The sequence below is a fragment of the Streptomyces sp. NPDC026246 genome, from assembly GCF_055567995.1.
In genome coordinates, this window is the sequence record NZ_JBVHPJ010000003.1 from 270,345 (window position 1) to 287,285 (window position 16,941).

Consider the following 16,941-nt stretch of genomic DNA (forward strand, 5'->3'; position numbering starts at 1 on the left):
CCAATGCATGGAACGGTCATAATCGTTCCCATGGTGCATCAACCGAGTTCAGGGCGGCGCCTGTCACCGTCCAGTGACACAGAAGACAGCGCGGAGATGTCCAGGGTGCTGGCCCCGCGCCTGGCGTACTTCGCCGGCGTGGCCCGTACCGAGCACGTCACGCGGGCCGCCCAGGAGATGGACGTCCCGCAGTCCACCCTGTCCCGGTCCATGGCGCGCCTGGAGCAGGATCTCGGGGTCGACCTGTTCGCCCGGCGCGGCCGCACGGTCTCCCTCACCCCGGCCGGGCGCACCTTCCTCGCCTCCGTCGAACGCGCCCTGGCCGAGATCGAGCGGGCCGCCGAGGAGGTCCGCGCCGACGCCGACCCCACCAGCGGCAAGGTCGCCTTCGGGTTCCTGCACACCATGGGCGCCGAGACGGTCCCCGGCCTCCTGCACGCCTTCCGCGCCGACCATCCCCGGGTCCGCTTCAGCCTCGTCCAGAACTACGGCGAGGCCATGCTCGAACGCCTGCGGGCGGGCGAACTCGACCTGTGCCTGACGTCCCCGGTGCCCGACGCGCCCGACCTGGTGGCCCGCCGTCTGGACGAGCAGAAGCTCCGCCTGGTGGTCCCGGCCGACCACTCCCTGGCCGGGCGCCGCCGCATCCGCCTGGCCGAGGCCGCGGAGGAAACGTTCGTCACCCTGGAGCCCGGCTACGGCCTGCGCCGCATCACCGACGACCTCTGCAAGGAGGCCGGCTTCCGGCCCCGGATCGCCTTCGAGGGGGAGGAGGCGGAGACCCTGCGGGGCCTGGTGGCGGCCGGTCTCGGGGTCGCCCTGCTGCCTCCACCGGCCGTCCCCCGCCCGGGTGTCGTCGAACTGACGGTCACGGCCCCGAGAGCCGTCCGCGAGATCGGCGTCGCCTGGCTCCAGGGTCATCCGGACACACCCCCGGTGGCGGCGTTCAAGAAGTTCCTGCTCTCCAGAAGGGGCAGCCTGCTCCCCACCTGAACAAGCGCGGGGAAGGGCGCGAGCGCCACCTGCCACCTGCCACCCGCACCCCGCGGACCGCCGACGCCCGGCCTGGCGCTACCGCCGGGAGGGGCTGAATCCCACCGCCAACGGCATCCGCAACCCCAGCGGCGGCGGCGCGGCCAGCGCGTCCCGCACGGGTCGCGACAGCGGCCTGCCGAACAGCGCCCCCATCACGAAGTCCTCGGCCAGCGCCAGCACTTCGTCCCGGTACTGGGTCAACCCGTGGCCGTCGGCATGGACTTCGAACCGGCACACGTCCCGGTTCGCCTTCTTCGCCCGCGCCGCGAACCGGAACGACAGCTCCGGATCGGTGCGCCCGTCGTGAGTGCCGTGCACGATCAGCACCTGACGCCCCGCCAGCTGCTTCACCGGTTCGGGTGGCGCCGCCACGTCCTCCGCCGGGAGCCAGGGGGCGAGCGCCACCACGGAGTTGACGGCCTCGTGCCCGCCCGTCCGCAGCCCGGCCCGCCCGCCCATGCCGAGTCCCACCAGGCACACCGGGACGTCCCCGTAGCGCCGCACCACCTCGTCCACCGCCCACGCGGCGTCCTGCGCGAGGTTGGCCTCGCCGCCGTTCCAGCCGCGCAGGCGGTAGTGCACCACGTGCGTGGCGAGGCCGTCCTCCCGGCCCGCGAGGGTCAGCCTGCGTCCGAGGGCGCGTACGGACGCGGTCGCCAGCAACGGGGACGGTCGGCGGCCGGAGATCTCCTCGCCCCCGGGCAGCAGCAGCACGGCACCACTCACCGCCTCCGGCTCCGGACCCCATGCCCTTCCCAGCCGGGCCCTGCGAGCCGGCGTCGCTTGGTCTGCCATGACAGAACAGTGTCAGAAGCGTGGGTGTACGCGACCCGTCCTCGGGGTCACCGTTACGTATCGGCGAAAACGTAAAGCGACGAGCAGGCGCCCTCTACGCGCGTAGGAGTTAGAGTGCGGAAATGACGAGCCAGACCATCGCGAACACCCCGACACCGGACCAGATCCGGCGGGCGCCCAAGGTTCTGCTGCACGACCACCTCGACGGCGGACTGCGCCCCGCCACGGTCGTGGAACTCGCCCGTGACACCGGATACACCCAGCTCCCCGACACCGACCCGGACAAGCTCGGCCTCTGGTTCCGCGAGGCCGCCGACTCCGGTTCCCTGGAGCGGTACTTGGAGACCTTCTCCCACACGGTCGGCGTCATGCAGACCCGCGACGCCCTCGTGCGGGTCGCCGCCGAGTGCGCCGAGGACCTCGCCGCGGACGGCGTCGTCTACGCCGAGGTGCGCTACGCCCCCGAGCAGCACCTGGAGGGCGGGCTGAGCCTCGAGGAGGTCGTCGAGGCCGTCAACGAGGGCTTCCGGGAAGGCGAGCGGCGCGCCCGGGAGAACGGCGCGCGCATCCGCGTCGGCGCCCTGCTCACCGCCATGCGCCACGCGGCCCGCGCCCTGGAGATCGCCGAACTGGCCAACCGTTACCGGGACCTGGGCGTCGTCGGCTTCGACATCGCGGGCGCCGAGGCCGGCTACCCGCCCACCCGGCACCTGGACGCCTTCGAGTACCTCAAGCGCGAGAACAACCACTTCACCATCCACGCCGGCGAGGCCTTCGGACTGCCCAGCATCTGGCAGGCGCTGCAGTGGTGCGGCGCCGACCGGCTCGGGCACGGCGTCCGCATCATCGACGACATCCAGGTCCACGAGGACGGCCGCGTCGAACTCGGCCGGCTCGCCTCCTACGTCCGGGACAAGCGCATCCCGCTGGAGCTGTGCCCGAGCTCCAACCTCCAGACGGGGGCGGCCTCCTCGTACGCCGAGCACCCCATCGGGCTGCTGCGCCGGCTGCACTTCCGCGCCACGGTCAACACGGACAACCGCCTGATGTCCCACACCAGCATGAGCCGGGAATTCGAGCACCTTGTCGAGGCCTTCGGCTACACGCTCGACGACATGCAGTGGTTCTCCGTCAATGCGATGAAATCAGCGTTCATTCCTTTCGATGAACGACTGGCGATGATCAATGACGTGATCAAGCCCGGATATGCCGAGCTGAAATCCGAATGGCTGTTCCGGCAGACGGCTTCCACCAGCGGTTCTTCACCTTCGGGGGAGTGATTCGCGGACGTCGGGGCTCTGCGGGCGCGGATCGCGTTCACCAATCGTCCGCATTTCGATGTTTGCGGCGGGTGGCGCGCGGTGTTTAACGTCGCTGGACCGCTCACATCCCCGTCATCCCTTTTCGAGGACGCATTTCATGAAGCAGTCTGCTGTCAAGTCCCTCGGCGTCGCCGCGCTCGGTGCCGCCTTCGCCGCCACCGGTGCGGGCGCCGCCGACGCGGCCTCCTCCCTCCCCGACACCGCCCAGGCGCTGAAGACCGTCACCGCGGCGCTCCCGGCGGAGCAGCTCTCCCAGACGCTGCCGGGCTCGGCCGAGGCGCTGGGTCAGGGACAGACGGCGGCCGGTGCCGGCCTCGCCGCCGCGCAGCCGGTCGCCGAGCAGCTGCTCGCCGAGGGGCCGACCGGCCCGGCCGCCAAGCTGCTCGGCGGACTGCCGGTGCAGAACCTGCCCACCCACGGCCTGCCGGTGAACGGCGTGCCGGTCGGCTGAGCCCTCCCGCCCGGGCGGACACCACACGCCGATGGGGCGCACCCCTCCAGCGGGGGAGCGCCCCATCGGCGTTCGCGCGTTGCGGCGTCACCAGGCCGTCTGCGCCTTGCTCTGCGCCTTGCTCTCCGAGGGGAACAGGATCCACAGGGCGATGTAGAGCAGGAACTGCGGGCCCGGCAGCAGACACGAGACCAGGAAGATCACCCGCATCGTCGTCGCGGACGTGCCGAAGCGCCGTGCCAGTGCGGCGCACACTCCGCCGATCATGCGGCCGTGGGTGGGGCGGGCGAGGCGGGACATGTGCGTCTCCTTCAGCGTCGGGCGGTGAGGTCTTCTCCGCGAGTACCCCATCTGCCCTCGACCTTACGGAGACGAAGGGGGCAAAGCGTCGCTCCACGGGGCGATCCCGACCCTGGGAATCGTCGGGGTCCGACCCTGAGCCGGCTCCTGAGGGGCCGTGGCCGCGCGGCCCGGACGCCCGGCGTGGCGGCGCAGCCAGGAGCGGCCGGCCGGGACCAGCGCGAGGTGCGCGAGGGCGACACCCGCGGTGTTCAGGAACAGCGAGTCGACGTCGACGACCTGACCGGGAACTCCGGTCTGCAGCAGCTCGATGACGGTCGACAGCAGGGCGCCGGCCGTGACCGTGCGCAGCAGGGAGGCCAGCGGGGAGCCGGTCAGCCGGCCGCCCACCAGCGGCAGCAGCACGCCCAGCGGTGCCAGCAGCGCCAGCTTCTCCCCGATGCTGCGCACCGCAGCGGGCCAGCCCAGGACCAGATCGGCCCTGACCCCGTCGAACGGCCGCAGGTTGGCCGGCATCACCCAGGGCACGTCCAGCGGCCGCAGCGTGAACCAGGCGACGAACGCCAGGTGTGCGACGAGGAGGACACCTCCTGTCACCCGGATGCGGAACGCGGCGCTGCCGCCGATGGAGCCTTGACGCTGCACGACCCCCAAGACGCCGCGTCCGGCCGGATCGGTTCCGCGCCGGGCCCCCGCACACGGGTGAGGCATGCGCCACAGCCCGGCGGGGCCCGGCCGGTTCACTCCCCGGCCGCGTCCTTCGACGGCGGCTCGTTGCTGCCGGGACGGGCCCGGACCTCCTCGGTGCACTCGTAGCGGCGCGGGGGACCGGCGCCGGGTCCGCCGAGGACCACCGAACCGTCGCCCTGGGCCGCCGCCGAGTCGGAGAAGGTGCACACGATCTGCGCCAGGGCGTACGAGGTGAGGCCGTCGGGGGCCGTGCTCAGCCGCAGCGTGTCCTCCGGGTCGCCGGGCCGGGGCCCGCCGGCGGTGATGCCCTCACGGACGTCGGTGCTGTAGCCGGCCTCCTTCTCGGCCGGTGACGGCGGCGTCGCGAGCTGGTCCAGCAGCCCCTGCGCCACGAGCAGGCGCCGCTCGGAGTCGGCCGCGCCGTCCGCGACCCGCACGGTCCGGTCGACGGTCACCAGCGAGGACCCGCACAGCAGGAACACCCGGACCGGCAGGCCACGGGCGGCCTGGGTCGCCGTGTCGGCCTCGGACAGCGAGCACTGCACCCGCGAGGGCGCGGGCCCGAAGTTCGTCGGCACCTCGGTGGCCCGGATCCCGCAGCCGGCGAGCAGCAGGGCGAGCGCGGGAAGCGCGGCGAGGCGGACGGCACCCCGCACGTGCCCCGGCCGGCCGGCGGGGCGTCCCGCGGCCCGGCGCACGGTCACGGGGCCGTCGCCGGGGACCCGGGCGGCCGTCCGGGCCCATGGGCGTCGTACGTGCATCAGGCGTCCCCCTTGGCGTCCGTGCCCCGCTGCGGGCCGTCGTCCCCCGAGTCCGGCCCGTCCCCGGACGGCTCGTCCGGGGACGCGGACGTGTCGCGCGGCAGCCGCAGCGTGAACACCGCACCCGCGTCGGAGTTGGCCGCGGTGATCTCGCCGCCGTGGATGTGGGCGTTCTCCAGGGCGATGGACAGGCCCAGCCCGCTGCCCTCCGAACGCGGGCGCGAGGCGCTGGCCTTGTAGAAGCGGTCGAAGACGTGCGGCAGCACGTCCTCGGGGATGCCGGGGCCGTGGTCCCGCACCTCGATGACGACCCAGTCGTCCGCCACCCGTACCGACACCCGCACCGGCGAGCCGCCGTGCTTGAGCGCGTTGCCGATGAGGTTGGCCAGGATGACGTCCAGGCGGCGCGGGTCCAGCCGGGCGTGGATCCCGCGCTCGGCGTCCAGCTCCACCGCGTCCAGCCAGGCCCGGGCGTCGATGCAGGCGGTGATCTGGTCGGCCACGTCGACGTCGTCCAGGACGAGCCGGGCGGTGCCGGCGTCGAAGCGGGTGACCTCCATCAGGTTCTCCACCAGGTCGTTCAGCCGCCGTGTCTCGCTGACGACGAGCCGCACGGCCGGCTCGATCATCGGGTCCATGCTCCCGGTCTCGGCCTCCAGCTCCTCCTCCAGCACCTCCGTGACGGCGGTGATGGCGGTGAGCGGCGTCCGCAGCTCGTGGCTCATGTCCGCGACGAACCGCCGGGACGCCTCGTCGCGCCCCGCCATGTCCGCGACCCGCTTCTCCAGCGCCTCGGCCGCGTTGTTGAACGTCCGTGACAGATCGGCGAGTTCGTCGGTGCCGGACACCCTCAGCCGGGTGTCGAGCCTGCCCTCGCCGAGCCGCCGGGCCGCCGCCCCGAGCCGTTGCACCGGCTTCAGCACGGTCGTCGCGGCGGCCTGCGCGAGCAGCGCCGAGCCGATCAGCGCCAGGCCGGTGGCGATGCCCAGCGACCAGGCCAGCGAGTTGAGGTCCTTGGCCTCCGGCTCCAGCGACTTGAGCATGTAGCCGGTCGGACCGCCGCCGATCACCCGTGTCCCGGCCACCAGGTACGGGGTGTCGTGGCGGACTATCCGCTGCCAGTACAGGTGGTGCGGGTACTTGTTCGCCCCGTCGACCTTCTGCGTCCTGTTCACCGCCGTGCGCAGGGAGGCCGGCACGTCCCGCAGCGAGAAGCCGCTCAGTCCGCCGGAGCTGCCGTAGACGGTCCGGCCGTCGGGGTTCTCGGCGACCAGCAGCACACTGAACCGCTGGTCACTGCCGGCCATCCGGCCCGCGGTGTGCTGCAGTTCGTCCTGCGTGGGCCGCTCGGGCAACGCGCCCGCCCGGTTCTGCATCTCCTGCTCGAAGTCCCGCAGCACGGCGTCCTGCGTGCGGGTGAGCACGGCCTCGCGGTTGAGCCAGTACGCGATGCCGGACGCGGACACGGCCGCCGTCAGGGCCACCAGTGCGAAGACCAGGACCAGCCTCAGCCGCAGGCTCGTGAAACGCAGCCGCGACAGAACTCCCTTGCGCTCCGCGGTCCAGCCGCGGTTCCCCCCTGGGTGCTGCTGGGTCACTGAGGCGGATCCAGCCGGTAGCCCACACCCCGCACGGTACGGATGAGCGTCGGGGACGACGGCACGTCCTCGACCTTGGCGCGCAGCCGCTGGACACAGGCGTCCACCAGCCGCGAGTCGCCCAGGTAGTCGTGCTCCCACACCAGCCGCAGCAACTGCTGCCGCGACAGCGCCTGCCCCGGCCGCCGGCTGAGCTCCAGCAGCAGCCGCAGCTCGGTCGGCGTGAGCTGGAGGTCCTCGCCGTTCTTCGTCACGGTCATCGCCGAACGGTCGATGACCAGGCTGCCGAACGTGGCCGCGTCGTTGGACTCGCGCTCGCCGCGCCGCAGCACGGCCCGGATACGGGCGTCCAGCACCCGTCCCTGCACCGGTTTCACCACGTAGTCGTCGGCACCGGACTCCAGCCCGACCACCACGTCGATGTCGTCGTTGCGCGCGGTCAGCAGGATGATCGGCAACTGGTCCGTGCGCCGGATGCGCCGGCACACCTCGAACCCGTCGATGCCGGGCAGCATCACATCCAGCACGATCAGGTCCGGCCGCTGCTCGCGCAGGAGCTTCAGACCGTCCTCACCGCTGGCAGCGGTCGCCACGCGATGGCCCTGGCGCGTCAGAGAGAGCTCCAGGGCCGTCCGGATGGCGTCGTCGTCCTCGATCAGCAACAGGGAAGGCACGGGCTCATTCTGGCCCATGGAGGGCCCGGGGTTCGACCGGTGGGGCGCACACGGTTGCTCCGGCACCGGCGACTCCTGTGAAGAGTGTGCTCTTCCTGTGACCGACCCCTGTGACAGGTCTGTGACAGTCGGCGGACACGGCGATGAAAGTGCCGCGGCAAGCTTTTCGGCACAGGGAAGGCAGCCCGCTCCGGCGGGCCGCACACCGGAAGTCCACGACGGGGGGCGCGAGATGAACACGCTGCACGGCACCAGCACCAGCGCAGTGATCACGCGTCTGCACGACGTGAACCGGGGCACCGACCGCAGCCGCGAGCTCGGGGGGGCACGGGGGTGCGCTCGCGGTACGGGGCGTCAGCACACCGGGATCATGACGGTGGTCGACGCACGCACGGGGGAGGACAAGGGGACGGGGGCGGCTCACGGGGGAGCCGCGTACAGGGAGGGCTCGGGGGAGCGCAGCTCGCCGGCGGAGACCGTGGATGCCGAAGCGGCGTTCACCGCCTACGTCCAGGAGCGCCGCGCCTCCCTGTACGCAACCGCCTACCACCTGACCGGTGACCGCTTCGAGGCCGAGGACCTGCTGCAGAGCGCGCTGTTCTCGACCTACCGGGCGTGGGACCGGATCAGCGATAAGGCCGCGGTCGGCGGATACCTCCGCCGCACCATGACCAACCTGCACATCAGCGCCTGGCGGCGCCGCAAGCTCAACGAGTACCCGACCGAGGAACTGCCGGAGACGCCCGGCGACACGGACGCGATGCGCGGCACCGAACTGCGCGCGGTCCTGTGGCAGGCGCTGGCCCGGCTGCCCGAACTCCAGCGCACCATGCTGGTCCTGCGCTACTACGAGGGCCGCACGGACCCGGAGATCGCGGAGATCCTCGACATCAGTGTCGGCACGGTGAAGTCCAGCATCTGGCGGTCGCTCCGCCGGCTGCGCGAGGACGAGGTCCTCAGCTTCGGCCGTGACGAGGAGGACGCCTTCGGCGAGCTCGTCGCCTGAAGGTAGGGGGGAAGCACCACAAGGGGTGGGACCCACGGGGGAAACCGGAGGGGCGCTGGGGGGCGTCCGCTTCGGAAGAGTGGGGGACACGGGGGAGCACCGAAGCGGGGCTGGAGGGCCGGGGGGTCCGTCCAGCCCCGTTTTCGTGCGCGCTCGTCCCGCGTTCCTCTCAGGCCGCCGTGCGCAGACCCGCGCAGTGGCCCGCCGCCGCGGACGCCAGGCGGCCCATCGCCTCGTCGCGGTCGCAGGCATAGGCGCCGAGTGCGGTCTGGCGGGCGACGATCGAACGCTCCTGCCGCATCAGCCGCCAGCCGCGGCGCAGCAGGAACGGCACCGACTTGCGGCCCTCCCGCAGATCGCGCAGGAAGCGGCGGCGGAACGTCTTCACCGCCCCGCGGCTCAGGCACAGCGCGTCGGCCAGCACACCCAGCTCCCGCAGGCGCGTGACGATCTCCGCGGCGAAGATGCCCTCCGCGATGAACAGCGGGGTCCGGCCGATCTCGACCGTCTCGGCGCCGGTGCGGGCGCTCAGCGACAGGTCGTAGACCGGGACATCCGTACGGCCGGTGCCGCACAGGTCGACGATGGCGGCCACGGCCGCATCCGCGTCCCAGGAGTCCGGGTGGTCCCAGTCGATGTCGGAGCTCCCCGCCACCAGCGGCAGAGTCGGGTCGTCGCCCTCCTTGTAGAAGTCGTCGAGCCGCAGCACCGGGAGGCCGGAGCGGGCCGCGAGGAGGGACTTGCCGGAGCCGGAGGGGCCGCAGAGCAGCACGACTCGGGTCTGTATGGGCAGAGGGGAACTCACGGGACACCAGTGTGAGGCATCCACCGGGCGCCGTACGACCCTGCGGGTCGTCTTTGATGCGCGCGTCACACCTCAACTACCCTCGGTCCTGAATCGATTACCCAGTGCATCAGAAGGTGGCAGTCATGGCCCGACACGACTCTCCCAAGCAGCCGACCGCCCACCGGGCCCTGGCCGTCCTCGCGACCGCGGGCGTGGCGCTCGGCGCGGGCACGGCGTCGGCCGCGGCGGACACGACCTCGATCCTGGGCGTGGTCAACACCCGCCCGACCTCGCTCGGCAAGATCGACCCCCAGTCGGGCCTCCAGGCCGCCACGGGCACCGTCGGCTACGTCACCGGGCCGGTCGCCGGCCTCAAGCCCAATCCGCTCGCCGGCACGGGAGTCGACCCGCTGGACAACGGCGTGGGCACCCAGCTCGGCGACTTCCGGCCGCTGACCTCCCAGGCGCTGACGGGGCCGGTCGCGCAGGCCCAGTCGATCGCGGGCATCCCGGTGGTGGGGCAGGCGGCCGGACTGCTGTCGCAGCGGTAGGGGACGCGGGCACGGAAGAAGCCCCGGCCCTCCCGGACGGAGGAGGGCCGGGGCTTCGGCTGCGGGGCGCCTAGTAGCTGGAACCCGACGCGCCCAGCGAACCCGTCGGGTGCCAGACCGTCTTGGTCTCCAGGAACGCCGTCATGCGGTCGGTGCCGGGCGTCCGCGCGTAATCCACAGGCTGTGGACGGAGGACGCGCTTGAGGTTGTCGGCCGCGGCGATCTCCAGCTCCTTCGCCAGCGCCTCGTCGGCGCCCGCGAGGTCGATCGCGTTGACGTCCTGGTGGGCGGCGAGCGGCGCGGCGATCTCCGCCGTGCGGCCCGACAGGACGTTGACCACGCCGCCCGGCACGTCCGAGGTGGCCAGCACCTCGGCCAGGGACAGCGCGGGCAGCGGGGCCTTCTCGCTGGCCACCACGACGGCGGTGTTGCCGGTGGCGATCACCGGGGCGAGCACCGACACCAGGCCCAGGAAGGACGACTCCTGGGGCGCCAGCACCGCCACCACACCCGTCGGCTCGGGGGAGGACAGGTTGAAGAACGGGCCCGCGACCGGGTTGCCGCCGCCGACGACCTGGGCGATCTTGTCGGTCCAGCCCGCGTACCAGACCCAGCGGTCGATCGTCGCGTCGACGACCGCGGCCGCCTTGGACTTCGACAGGCCCTCCGCGTCGGCCACCTCGCGCACGAACTGGTCCCGGCGGCCCTCCAGCATCTCGGCGACGCGGTAGAGCACCTGGCCCCGGTTGTACGCCGTCGCCCCGGACCAGCCGCCGAACGCCTTGCGGGCCGCGACGACCGCGTCCCGGGCGTCCTTGCGGGACGACAGGGGAGCGTTGGCCAGCCAGTTGCCCTTTGCGTCGGTCACCTCGTACACCCGGCCGCTCTCGGAACGCGGGAACTTCCCGCCGACGTACAGCTTGTAGGTCTTGAACACACTGAGACGGTCAACTGCATTCATTTAACGCTCGCCCTCCGGGCTCGACGGGGCGAGGTACGCCTCCAGGCCGTGACGGCCGCCCTCGCGGCCGGAGCCCGACTCCTTGTAGCCGCCGAACGGCGAGGTCGGGTCGAACTTGTTGAACGTGTTGGACCAGACGACGCCCGCGCGGAGCTTGTTCGCCACCGCCAGGATGCGCGAGCCCTTCTCCGTCCAGATGCCGGCGGACAGGCCGTACGGCGTGTTGTTGGCCTTGGCGACGGCCTCGTCCGGGGTGCGGAACGTCAGCACCGACAGCACCGGGCCGAAGATCTCGTCCCGGGCGACGGTGTGCGCCTGGGTGACGTTGGTGAACAGCGTCGGGGCGAACCAGTAGCCGCTCTCGGGCAGTTCGCAGGCCGGGGACCAGCGCTCGGCGCCCTCCGCCTCGCCCTGCTCGACGAGCGAGGTGATGCGGGTGAGCTGCTCCTCGGAGTTGATCGCTCCGATGTCGGTGTTCTTGTCCAGCGGGTCACCGAGGCGCAGCGTGGACAGACGCCGCTTGAGCGAGTCGAGCAGCTCCTCCTGGATCGACTCCTGCACCAGCAGGCGGCTGCCGGCGCAGCAGACCTGGCCCTGGTTGAAGAAGATTCCGTTGACGATGCCCTCGACGGCCTGGTCGATCGGGGCGTCGTCGAAGACGATGTTCGCGCCCTTGCCGCCCAGTTCCAGCGTGACCTTCTTCTTCGTCCCCGCGACCGTGCGGGCGATCTCCTTGCCGACGGCCGTGGACCCGGTGAAGGCCACCTTGTCCACGTCCGGGTGGGCGACCAGCGCCGCGCCCGAGTCGCCGAAACCCGGCAGGATGTTGACGACGCCCTTGGGCAGGCCCGCCTGGCGGCAGATGTCCGCGAAGAACAGCGCCGAGAGGGGAGTGGTCTCCGCCGGCTTCAGCACGACCGTGTTGCCCGTCGCGAGCGCCGGGGCGATCTTCCACGCCAGCATCAGCAGCGGGAAGTTCCACGGGATGACCTGGCCCGCCACACCGAGGGGCCTCGGGTTCGCACCGAAGCCGGCGTGGTCGAGCTTGTCGGCCCAGCCCGCGTAGTAGAAGAAATGCGCGGCGACCAGGGGCAGGTCGGCGTCGCGGGTCTCCTTGATCGGCTTGCCGTTGTCCAGCGTCTCCAGGACGGCCAGCTCCCGGCTGCGCTCCTGGATGATCCGGGCGATGCGGAACAGGTACTTGGCGCGCTCCGAGCCCGGCAGCGCCGACCACGTCCCGAAGGCGCGGCGCGCGGCCTTCACCGCGCGGTCCACGTCCTCCGGACCGGCCTGGGCGATCTCGGAGAGGACCTCCTCGGAGGACGGCGAGACGGTCTTGAAGACCTTGCCGTCCGCCGCCTCGACGAACTCGCCGTCGATGAACAGGCCGTAGGACGGCGCGATGTCGACGATCGAGCGGGACTCGGGGGCGGGGGCGTATGCGAATACCGAAGACACGTTGTCCATGTTCATGTGGTCTCAGTCCACCGTCACGTAGTCGGGACCGGAGTAGCGGCCGGTGGCCAGCTTCTGGCGCTGCATCAGCAGGTCGTTGAGCAGCGAGGAGGCGCCGAAGCGGAACCAGTGGTTGTCCAGCCAGTCCGCACCCGCCGTCTCGTTGACCAGCACGAGGAACTTGATGGCGTCCTTGGACGTGCGGATGCCGCCGGCCGGCTTCACGCCGACCTGGATGCCGGTCTGCGCGCGGAAGTCGCGCACCGCCTCCAGCATCAGCAGCGTGTTCGCCGGGGTCGCGTTCACCGCGACCTTTCCGGTGGAGGTCTTGATGAAGTCCGCGCCGGCCAGCATGCCGAGCCAGCTCGCGCGGCGGATGTTGTCGTACGTCGAGAGCTCGCCCGTCTCGAAGATGACCTTCAGACGCGCGGAGGTGCCGCAGGCCTCCTTCACGGCGGCGATCTCGTCGTACACCTTCAAGTATCGCCCCGCGAGGAACGCCCCGCGGTCGATGACCATGTCGATCTCGTCGGCGCCGGCGGCGACGGCCTCGCGCACGTCGGCCAGCTTCACGTCGAGCGAGGCGCGGCCGGCCGGGAACGCCGTCGCCACCGAGGCGACCTTCACGCCGGAGCCGGCGACGGCCTCCTTGGCCACGGCCACCATGTCGGGGTAGACGCAGACCGCGGCCGTCGTGGGCGTCGTGCGGTCGGTCGGGTCGGGCCTGACCGCCTTCGCGCCGAGCGCCCGGACCTTGCCCGGGGTGTCCGCGCCTTCCAGCGTCGTCAGGTCGACCATCGAGATGGCGAGGTCGATCGCGTACGCCTTGGCGGTCGTCTTGATCGAGCGGGTGCCGAGGGAGGCCGCACGCCCCTCTAGTCCGACCGCGTCGACGCCGGGGAGCCCGTGGAGGAAGCGGCGCAGCGCGGTGTCGGACGAGGCGACGTCCTTGAGGGGGTGAGCTGCGGTGAGTGCAGAACTGGGCATGGTCACCAGACGAGCATATCTACGCGCGTAGCGGCTGTACAGCCCCCGGATTTTCCGGAGCCCGGGCGCCCCGCCTCCCGGGGGGTCCGGGTGGGCCCGGGGCTGTGGGGCGAGGAAGGTCCGGCAGAATCGAGGCATGACGAGCCCCGATTCCCAGTCACCCGCGCCGCAGCCCCCGGACTCCTCGTCCGGGGACCGGGTCCACCGGTCGGTTCCGGCCATCGCCGGCGGCGTGATGCTGCTCGCCATCGCCGCGTGGATCGGCATCGACGCGGTGGTCAACGGGGACGGCCGCACCCCCTGGCTGGCGCTCGCCGTCCTGCTCCTCGTGGTGCCGCTGGTCGTCGCCTTCACGCTGCGGCCGGCGGTGTACGTCGGGGAGGACCGGCTGCGGATCCGCAACCCCTTCCGCGTCATCGTGCTGCCCTGGGGAGAGGTTGCCGCCCTGAAGTCCGCCTACTCGAACGAGGTCCTCACCCAGTCCGGCACCAAGTACCAGCTGTGGGCCGTCCCCGTCTCGCTGCGGGCCCGCAAGCGGGCCAGACGGCGCGAGATGCGCGCGACGGCGCAGGCCCGGCGGCAGCTGGGCCAGGACGGCGGCGGTGCGCTCGGGTTCGCGGCCGGGCGCGGCGGCGGGACCATGTCCGACGGGCCGGTGCGGGCCGAGACCGACCGGATCATGGACGACCTGCGGGCCCTGCACGAGGACCGGCACGGGTTCGCGTCGGCGCAGGGCGAGGTCACCGTGCGATGGGCCTACGAGATCATGGGCCCGGCGGCCGCCGGGGCGGTCCTGGTGCTGATCCTGCTGGCGGCGGGCTGACCTTCGGCCGACGAGGCCGCTGCGGCCTTCTGGGCGGCGGGGTGCGCGACGGCCCGGCCTTGAGGGTCGGAGGCCGGCCGCCCGGACAGTCGCCTCGTGGGCCGGCTGGTTGCCGGTCGTCCGTTCTGTGCGGTGGTCGGCTCCGAGGCGGGGTGGTGGTCGGGGGGACCCTTGTCGTTCCCTGTGGGCCGGTGGGCGCGCCGCCTTGTGGCGCCAGGGGCCTGCGGGCCGGTGGGCGCGCCGCCTTGTGGCGCCAGGGGCCTGCGGGCGGTTGGCCGTCGTGGGCGGGCTCGGCCTGTGGGCGGGTGGACCGCTCGCCGCGTGTGGCCCTCCCTGCGCGCCCGGGCCTGGGGCCCCGCCGAAAAGCAGTGGAGCGGGCAGGGCCGTGAGCCTAGGTTCGGGGGATGAGCACTCGTACCTTCCGCGTCACCGTGCGCGGCGTCTTCGACGGGCTGAGCGACGACCAACGGGCCGCGCTGCTGGAGCGCGCCGCGGAGCACGACATGCTGCACGCGGCCTTCACGCCCGAGGGGCACCTGTCCTACGACGTGGCCGCGCGCCCCGCCTTCACCTTCCGGTTCCTGGACTCCGGGGACGCCGAGGAGGACATCCTGGAGGCCACCGAGCGGGCCGAGAACGCCGCGCGGTCGTGGCTGGAGGAGCGCGGGTACGGCTACAAGAACCTGCGGTCCTCGGCCGAGGACCTCTCCCAGGCGCCCCTGGGCAAGCGGCAGCGGCGTGAGGCCGCGAAGAAGATGGCGTAGGGGTTCGGGACGGTCGCCCGGCGGCGCGGGGCCGCCGGGTCCGTAGGGGGACCGGGCGCCCGCCGACGGGGGTCGGGCGGGCCGCCTTCGATCCGGTGAGTCCGCCGGACGGACTGCCGGGCGGCAAGGGCGGAGGCTCGCCGCGCGGCACCGCCGGTCCGCTCCGGGGAAGCACCCCTCAAGCCGCTACGGCCGTGGAGGCGCCCGGTGTCCGCCGGGCGCCCTGTCCTGTCAGATGCCCGCGGCCGTCGCGAGGTCGCGCTTGACGGCCTCCAGGATCTCCGTCGCCTTCGCCCGGGCCTCGGGCAGGTCCGTGCGGGAGGCGACCGGGACGACGACCTCCAGGTAGCACTTCAGCTTCGGCTCCGTGCCGCTCGGGCGCACGATCACCCGCGCCCCGTCCAGGGTGTAGCGCAGACCGTCCGTGGGCGGGAGGGACTCCGTGCCCCGGGTGAGGTCCTCCGTGCGGGTGATCGGCAGGCCCGCGAGCTGCGTCGGCGGGTGCTCGCGCAGGCGGGTCATGGCCGTCGGGATCACCGAGAGGTCCTCGACGCGGACCGACAGCTGGTCCGTCGCGTGCAGCCCGTGCTCCACCGCAAGATCGTCCAGCAGATCCAGGAGGGTGCGGCCCTCCTCCTTGAGCCGGGACGCCAGCTCCGTGATCAGCAGCGCGGCCGTGATGCCGTCCTTGTCGCGCACGCCGTCGGGGTCGACGCAGTAGCCCAGCGCCTCCTCGTAGCCGAAGCGCAGGCCCTCCGCCCTGGCGATCCACTTGAACCCGGTGAGGGTCTCCACGTGCCGCAGGCCCGCCTTCTCGGCGATGCGGCCGAGCAGCGAGGAGGAGACGATCGACTCGGCGAAGGTGCCGGTCGCGCCGCGCTGGACGAGGTGGGCGGCGAGGAGCGCGCCGACCTCGTCACCCCGGAGCATGCGCCAGCCGTCGCCGTCCCGCACGGCGACGGCGCAGCGGTCCGCGTCCGGGTCGTTGGCGACGACGAGGTCCGGGCCGGTCTCGCGGGCCTTGGCGAACGCCAGGTCCATCGCGCCGGGCTCCTCCGGGTTGGGGAACGCGACGGTCGGGAACTCCGGGTCCGGCTCGGCCTGCTCCGCGACGAGGACCGGCTCGGGGAAGCCGGCGCGGGCGAACGCGGCCAGCAGGACGTCCTTGCCGACGCCGTGCATCGCCGTGTACACCGTGCGGGCGGTGCGCGGGGAGCCCTCGGCCAGGACCGCGTCCGTGCGGGCGAGGTAGGCGTCGAGGACGCCGTCGTCGAGCGTGTCCCAGCCGCTGTCGGGCCGGGGGACGTCGGTCAGGCTGCCGATCGCCTCGATCTCGGCGGCGATCTCCGCGTCGGCGGGCGGGACGATCTGGGAGCCGTCGCCGAGGTAGACCTTGTAGCCGTTGTCGCGGGGCGGGTTGTGGCTGGCGGTGACCTCGACACCGGCGACCGCGCCGAGGTGCCTTATCGCGAACGCGAGCACCGGCGTGGGCAGCGGGCGCGGCAGCAGGGCCGCGCGCAGGCCCGCGCCGGTCATGACGGCGGCGGTGTCGCGCGCGAAGTCGGCCGACTTGTGGCGGGCGTCGTAGCCGATGACGACCAGGCCGTCGCCGTGCCCCTGCTTCCTGAGGTACGCGGCCAGGCCCGCGGCGGCGCGGGTGACGACCGTGCGGTTCATGCGCATGGGGCCGGCGCCGAGTTCGCCGCGGAGGCCGGCGGTGCCGAACTGGAGCGTGCCGGCGAAGCGGGCGGCGAGCTCGGAGTGGTCCCGGGCGTCGAGGAGGCCCGCGAGTTCGGCGCGGGTGTCCGGGTCGGGATCCTCGGCGAGCCAGGTCTGGGCCTGTGCGATGAGTTCTTCGTGCACGGTTCGGTGTCAGCCTCTCCGTCGTGTGTGGTGTGCCTGCGGCGGCCTGTGCCGCTGCGGGGGGTGTGCGCGTCGCGCGTGACGCCGGGTGGTGGGTCGGGGCCGCGCCGGGGGGTGT

18 protein-coding genes are annotated in these 16,941 nt (G+C 72.6%); 7 read left to right on the forward strand and 11 right to left on the reverse strand.

The window, feature by feature from the left end:
- Positions 1-30 precede the first annotated feature (30 nt).
- Complete coding sequence (locus ACZ4M5_RS09405) at positions 31-993, forward strand: LysR family transcriptional regulator (RefSeq protein ID WP_467734684.1); 963 nt, start codon at positions 31-33, stop codon at positions 991-993.
- Between the two features lie 78 nt (positions 994-1,071).
- Here ACZ4M5_RS09405 and ACZ4M5_RS09410 read toward each other — a convergent pair whose 3' ends face one another.
- Positions 1,072-1,830 carry an alpha/beta hydrolase gene (locus tag ACZ4M5_RS09410; protein ID WP_467734686.1) on the reverse strand — a complete coding sequence of 253 codons (759 nt, stop codon included), beginning with the start codon at positions 1,828-1,830 and terminating at the stop codon, positions 1,072-1,074.
- A 122-nt stretch (positions 1,831-1,952) separates the two neighbouring features.
- On the opposite strand from ACZ4M5_RS09410, the gene ACZ4M5_RS09415 reads away from it, so the two are divergent.
- Complete coding sequence (locus tag ACZ4M5_RS09415) at positions 1,953-3,110, forward strand: adenosine deaminase (protein ID WP_467734688.1); 1,158 nt, start codon at positions 1,953-1,955, stop codon at positions 3,108-3,110.
- Positions 3,111-3,249: 139 nt separating this feature from the next.
- Positions 3,250-3,603 (forward strand): ATP-binding protein, encoded by a 354-nt coding sequence (locus ACZ4M5_RS09420; RefSeq protein WP_467734690.1) that lies wholly within the window; start codon positions 3,250-3,252, stop codon positions 3,601-3,603.
- An 87-nt stretch (positions 3,604-3,690) separates the two neighbouring features.
- On the opposite strand, the gene ACZ4M5_RS09425 is transcribed toward ACZ4M5_RS09420, so the two are convergent.
- The 5 genes from ACZ4M5_RS09425 to afsQ1 all read right to left on the reverse strand — a co-directional run bounded on the left by ACZ4M5_RS09425 (position 3,691) and on the right by afsQ1 (position 7,626).
- Positions 3,691-3,903: a PspC domain-containing protein gene (locus tag ACZ4M5_RS09425; protein ID WP_467734692.1), complete on the reverse strand. Its 213-nt coding sequence runs from the start codon at positions 3,901-3,903 to the stop codon at positions 3,691-3,693.
- A gap of 63 nt (positions 3,904-3,966) precedes the next feature.
- Positions 3,967-4,548, reverse strand: a complete 582-nt coding sequence (locus ACZ4M5_RS09430; protein ID WP_467734694.1) for a VanZ family protein — start codon at positions 4,546-4,548, stop codon at positions 3,967-3,969.
- A 95-nt stretch (positions 4,549-4,643) separates the two neighbouring features.
- Complete coding sequence (locus ACZ4M5_RS09435) at positions 4,644-5,354, reverse strand: hypothetical protein (RefSeq protein WP_467734696.1); 711 nt, start codon at positions 5,352-5,354, stop codon at positions 4,644-4,646.
- Positions 5,354-6,952, reverse strand: coding sequence for an ATP-binding protein (locus ACZ4M5_RS09440; protein ID WP_467734698.1), 1,599 nt, complete (start codon positions 6,950-6,952; stop codon positions 5,354-5,356). The genes ACZ4M5_RS09435 and ACZ4M5_RS09440 overlap by 1 nt, the downstream gene beginning before the upstream one ends.
- On the reverse strand, positions 6,949-7,626 hold the full coding sequence (gene afsQ1 / locus ACZ4M5_RS09445; RefSeq protein WP_158101933.1) for a two-component system response regulator AfsQ1: 678 nt from the start codon (positions 7,624-7,626) through the stop codon (positions 6,949-6,951). The genes ACZ4M5_RS09440 and afsQ1 overlap by 4 nt, the downstream gene beginning before the upstream one ends.
- A gap of 232 nt (positions 7,627-7,858) precedes the next feature.
- Here afsQ1 and ACZ4M5_RS09450 point away from each other — a divergent pair, with 232 nt between their 5' ends.
- Complete coding sequence (locus ACZ4M5_RS09450; protein ID WP_467734701.1) at positions 7,859-8,632, forward strand: SigE family RNA polymerase sigma factor; 774 nt, start codon at positions 7,859-7,861, stop codon at positions 8,630-8,632.
- A 169-nt stretch (positions 8,633-8,801) separates the two neighbouring features.
- Here ACZ4M5_RS09450 and ACZ4M5_RS09455 read toward each other — a convergent pair whose 3' ends face one another.
- Positions 8,802-9,506, reverse strand: coding sequence for a uridine kinase (locus ACZ4M5_RS09455; RefSeq protein WP_467734703.1), 705 nt, complete (start codon positions 9,504-9,506; stop codon positions 8,802-8,804).
- A 56-nt stretch (positions 9,507-9,562) separates the two neighbouring features.
- Between ACZ4M5_RS09455 and ACZ4M5_RS09460 the strand changes: the two genes are divergently transcribed.
- Positions 9,563-9,970: a hypothetical protein gene (locus ACZ4M5_RS09460; protein WP_467734705.1), complete on the forward strand. Its 408-nt coding sequence runs from the start codon at positions 9,563-9,565 to the stop codon at positions 9,968-9,970.
- Between the two features lie 70 nt (positions 9,971-10,040).
- Here the strand turns inward: ACZ4M5_RS09460 and ACZ4M5_RS09465 are convergent, their stop codons facing one another.
- The 3 genes from ACZ4M5_RS09465 to deoC are packed head-to-tail and all read right to left on the reverse strand — an operon-like array spanning position 10,041 to position 13,373.
- A complete protein-coding gene (locus ACZ4M5_RS09465) occupies positions 10,041-10,931 on the reverse strand; it encodes an aldehyde dehydrogenase family protein (RefSeq protein WP_467734707.1) in 891 nt (296 codons plus the stop codon).
- Positions 10,932-12,389 (reverse strand): aldehyde dehydrogenase family protein, encoded by a 1,458-nt coding sequence (locus ACZ4M5_RS09470; RefSeq protein WP_467734709.1) that lies wholly within the window; start codon positions 12,387-12,389, stop codon positions 10,932-10,934.
- A gap of 21 nt (positions 12,390-12,410) precedes the next feature.
- Positions 12,411-13,373 (reverse strand): deoxyribose-phosphate aldolase, encoded by a 963-nt coding sequence (gene deoC, locus ACZ4M5_RS09475; protein WP_467734711.1) that lies wholly within the window; start codon positions 13,371-13,373, stop codon positions 12,411-12,413.
- Positions 13,374-13,509: 136 nt separating this feature from the next.
- Here deoC and ACZ4M5_RS09480 point away from each other — a divergent pair, with 136 nt between their 5' ends.
- Together ACZ4M5_RS09480 and ACZ4M5_RS09485 are read left to right on the forward strand one after the other, a co-directional pair.
- Positions 13,510-14,196 (forward strand): PH domain-containing protein, encoded by a 687-nt coding sequence (locus ACZ4M5_RS09480; RefSeq protein ID WP_467734713.1) that lies wholly within the window; start codon positions 13,510-13,512, stop codon positions 14,194-14,196.
- A gap of 404 nt (positions 14,197-14,600) precedes the next feature.
- Positions 14,601-14,960 (forward strand): DUF6204 family protein, encoded by a 360-nt coding sequence (locus ACZ4M5_RS09485; protein WP_467734715.1) that lies wholly within the window; start codon positions 14,601-14,603, stop codon positions 14,958-14,960.
- A gap of 231 nt (positions 14,961-15,191) precedes the next feature.
- Here ACZ4M5_RS09485 and ACZ4M5_RS09490 read toward each other — a convergent pair whose 3' ends face one another.
- On the reverse strand, positions 15,192-16,823 hold the full coding sequence (locus ACZ4M5_RS09490; protein ID WP_467734717.1) for a phospho-sugar mutase: 1,632 nt from the start codon (positions 16,821-16,823) through the stop codon (positions 15,192-15,194).
- Positions 16,824-16,941 lie beyond the last annotated feature (118 nt).

Excerpts from the sequence above, each read along its gene's own strand:
- ACZ4M5_RS09405 (WP_467734684.1), top strand. The coding sequence starts at position 31 with ATGGTGCATCAACCGAGTTCAGGGCGGCGCCTGTCACCGTCCAGTGAC.
- ACZ4M5_RS09410 (WP_467734686.1), bottom strand. The coding sequence starts at position 1,830 with ATGGCAGACCAAGCGACGCCGGCTCGCAGGGCCCGGCTGGGAAGGGCA.
- ACZ4M5_RS09415 (WP_467734688.1), top strand. The coding sequence starts at position 1,953 with ATGACGAGCCAGACCATCGCGAACACCCCGACACCGGACCAGATCCGG.
- ACZ4M5_RS09420 (WP_467734690.1), top strand. The coding sequence starts at position 3,250 with ATGAAGCAGTCTGCTGTCAAGTCCCTCGGCGTCGCCGCGCTCGGTGCC.
- ACZ4M5_RS09425 (WP_467734692.1), bottom strand. The coding sequence starts at position 3,903 with ATGTCCCGCCTCGCCCGCCCCACCCACGGCCGCATGATCGGCGGAGTG.
- ACZ4M5_RS09435 (WP_467734696.1), bottom strand. The coding sequence starts at position 5,354 with ATGCACGTACGACGCCCATGGGCCCGGACGGCCGCCCGGGTCCCCGGC.
- ACZ4M5_RS09450 (WP_467734701.1), top strand. The coding sequence starts at position 7,859 with ATGAACACGCTGCACGGCACCAGCACCAGCGCAGTGATCACGCGTCTG.
- ACZ4M5_RS09460 (WP_467734705.1), top strand. The coding sequence starts at position 9,563 with ATGGCCCGACACGACTCTCCCAAGCAGCCGACCGCCCACCGGGCCCTG.
- ACZ4M5_RS09465 (WP_467734707.1), bottom strand. The coding sequence starts at position 10,931 with ATGAATGCAGTTGACCGTCTCAGTGTGTTCAAGACCTACAAGCTGTAC.
- deoC (WP_467734711.1), bottom strand. The coding sequence starts at position 13,373 with ATGCCCAGTTCTGCACTCACCGCAGCTCACCCCCTCAAGGACGTCGCC.
- ACZ4M5_RS09480 (WP_467734713.1), top strand. The coding sequence starts at position 13,510 with ATGACGAGCCCCGATTCCCAGTCACCCGCGCCGCAGCCCCCGGACTCC.
- ACZ4M5_RS09485 (WP_467734715.1), top strand. The coding sequence starts at position 14,601 with ATGAGCACTCGTACCTTCCGCGTCACCGTGCGCGGCGTCTTCGACGGG.